Origin of the sequence: Palleronia sp. (assembly GCF_042089775.1) — a bacterium.
GTDB lineage: Bacteria > Pseudomonadota > Alphaproteobacteria > Rhodobacterales > Rhodobacteraceae > Palleronia.
Genome location: NZ_JBELKF010000229.1, coordinates 1 through 2,860 on the forward strand (window position 1 = coordinate 1; position 2,860 = coordinate 2,860).

The following is a 2,860-nucleotide window of genomic DNA, read 5'->3' on the forward strand; positions in this document are numbered from 1 at the left end:
GACGACCACTTTCCGAGATCGAGATGAAACACCTACTGCAGATGGGCCAGCCCGAGCTGGTCGAGCTGAAATCCAATGTCGAAAGCGAGCTGTTCAAGCGCGATCTGGCCGAGATCCGTGACCTAGAGCGTCAGGCCAACCAGATCCGAGCCCGCGCCGGCCTTAGGAAGCGCATGCCTCTCAAGAAGGAGCGGTCCCTGAAATGAAGAAAGGCCCCCGAACCGGGGGCCTTTCTCGTTTCTACTGGACCATCAGCCGATAGCCCGGTTCTGGTCGGTCGCCGTTTTCTCCGAGGGTCTCGTAGACATGCTGGAGATGCTCCGACACATGCTCCGCGGCGCCGTCGAGGTCGTCAGCGGCGATGTAATTGGTCCAGATCAGGACGTAGGCGAGGGCCGACGTCAGATCGCAAACCGTCGCCCCCTCGCTGGAGTGCTTGTTCAGGACGTTGGAGAGGTCGGCGATGAGGGTCGAGGTGGCCATGAACGGCACTCCTAGGGGTTGGACCTGAGACTTAGATGGCTGCCAGAGCGATGCCTTTGAAGATCACCTCCTGAGCCCCCAGCGGCGTCTCCCGGGCCTCGGCCTTGAAGTCGAAGCTGTTGGAGAGTTCGCGCATCATCCGCACGAAGTTGGTGGCCGAGGCCCGCTTGTTGACGCCCGAGGCCAGACAGAACGACCAGTATTCGTTGTAGAGGTCGTTCGCGCCCATCTCCTTCTGCGTCTTCTTCTGGCCCACCAGCAGGAGCGGCGAGGATTTGAGGAAGTAGCGGACGGAGTTGTTGTCCTGAGCCATCTGGTCCACCAGAGCCATGTGGCTCGTCGGGAAGGTGAAGTCGTTGCGCTTCCTCATCCGCTCGAAGCCTTGCACCGCCCACGCGGCGATCGCTTCCCGCTCCAGATCGACGATGATCTGCGCGAGGTTCGGGATCTTCTTGCCGTCTTCGACCGGGCGGTTCCACTCGAGGAACAGCCAGCGGCGGTTGAAGCCCGAGCTGGTGTCCTTGGTCTTCGGCAGGAAGTTCGAGTTGAACCACTGGGCGCAGACGGGCCGGAAGCTGAAGGGCTGCTGGTTCTTGTACTGGGCCGTGGTCAGCTCGCCCTCGACGATCTGCTTGAAGCTCTCGCCCGGGATCATCTTGCTCTCGGACAGCTCGCCCGCGAAGTTGAGCACCTTGCCGAACATCTCGGCCGGCAGGAAGGTGTCGTTCCACTTCTCCGGCGGGACCGAGGAGTAGCTGCCCTCGGGCAGGAGCGCCCGCATGATCTGGCTGGCCACCGTCTTGCCCGAGTTGGCCTGACCGAAGAGGCAGATCGCCCGCTGGTACTTGGTCGCCTCGCCGAACAGCGTGACACCCATGGCCTCCTGCAGAGCCTGCACCTTCTCCTCGAAGTCGGCATCATGGCCCCAGCTGTCGACCAGGTACTGGTTGAAGACAGGCATGTTGCCCGCGGCCTCGGGGGTGTAGCGGTAGGGCAGGACGTAGGTGGCTCCGAAGTCGGGGCTGTGGGGCAGCAGTTCGCCGCGATCGGTCAGGAAGCCGTTCGCGAAGTTCACGCCCTTGATCCCGATCTGGCGCAGTTCCTTGGCGGCGGTCGCCCGCAGCAGGCGGGCCACCCCGTGGTAGTCGGACGCGCGCTTGCAGGTCGGGAAGTGGCCGAACTCGTTGGAGATGACCTTCACGATCTCGTCCTCAGGCTTCTTCTCCCAGTGCGAGCCCTTCCACTGCCAGAAGCAGCCCGCCTGATAGCGCAGCTCGCCATACTGGTTGATGTGGACGTGGACCTCACGGGCGATCTCGTCGTGGTTCTCGCCCTCGATGTCACCCTTGCGCAGGTTCTTCAGCTCACGCTTGAGCGCGGCCATGGTCACGGTCCCGGCGGACTGGGCCGAGATGAACTTGAAGATGCGCTCCTCGTCGATCGCGCTCATGACGCTCTCGGCCTTCGCCATGCGGGCGAGGGTGGTGTTGATCGCCGCAATCTGGCCGGAGCCACCCGGATCGGGGTGCTTCTGGAACTCGACCGAGAGCCAGTTCAGGATGCGCTCGCCGCCCCACACCTCGTTGTCCTCGGTGAAGGTCAGGCCGAGCTTCTGCTTCTCGCTGTCGCTCAGACCCTCGTCCCAGCCCGTGGGCAGGCCCATCTTGCGCGGGCCGTTGACGTCCCGGCTCAGGAACTCGATGACCTTCAGCTTGGCCTTGTCGATGTCGAGCGGGTCGCCCACGACCTTCTGCACGAAGCTGTCGGCCCAGTGCTCCATCTCGCCCAGAGCTTCGAGCAGGGTCCGCTCACCGCGGGTGACGGCCCGGGCCAGCAGGCCGGCGTGCCAGACCATCGTGTTGTCCCGCTGGCCGGCGGGCACGAAGGTGGCGACCTTGGTGTTGTTCTGCGCGCCGACCTCGAACCCGGCGTCGATCAGCCCGCTGCGGATCGGCTCCTCGATCCCCATCGGCAGGAAGGGCAGGGCGCTCGCGATCTCGTAGAGCGGCGCGTTGGCGTAGTAGGGCACCTTGGTCTCAGGGTGGATCGACGGCGGCAGCACCACCTGCGTCCCCTTCGAGAGGATCTCGCAAAGCATCCCGCCACCCGCTTGGAAGCGCGTCGTCTTCTCACCGCGGTAGCGGTACATGCGGACCATGCCCTTCTTGCCCACCCGCTCCCCCGGGGAGGGCGGCAACAGCCGGTCGAGGACGGCGATCGCGCGCGGGTCGTCGGTGTCGATGTCGATCGCGACCATGCCCGAGCACGGCCCGAGGGGCATGCCGATGTTGCCGTTCGGGTAGGTCCGCAGGAACGCGGTGCGCTCCTCCTCGGAGCGTGCGCCGCTGCCCCCCACCTTGCGGTTCATCAGCGCCGT

General features: G+C 64.8%; 3 protein-coding genes. 1 reads left to right on the forward strand and 2 read right to left on the reverse strand.

The annotated features are described in order from the left end of the window. Positions 1-206 (forward strand): hypothetical protein (locus ACFDS3_RS20355; protein ID WP_375264149.1); only part of this gene is annotated, 206 nt, incomplete at its 5' end. A gap of 34 nt (positions 207-240) precedes the next feature. On the opposite strand, the gene ACFDS3_RS20360 is transcribed toward ACFDS3_RS20355, so the two are convergent. Both ACFDS3_RS20360 and ACFDS3_RS20365 read right to left on the reverse strand, forming a co-directional pair. Continuing rightward, positions 241-483, reverse strand: a complete 243-nt coding sequence (locus ACFDS3_RS20360; RefSeq protein ID WP_375264150.1) for a hypothetical protein — start codon at positions 481-483, stop codon at positions 241-243. 31 nt (positions 484-514) lie between these two features. Beyond that, positions 515-2,860: phage/plasmid primase, P4 family (locus tag ACFDS3_RS20365; protein WP_375264151.1), on the reverse strand; the 2,346-nt coding region annotated here is incomplete at its 5' end.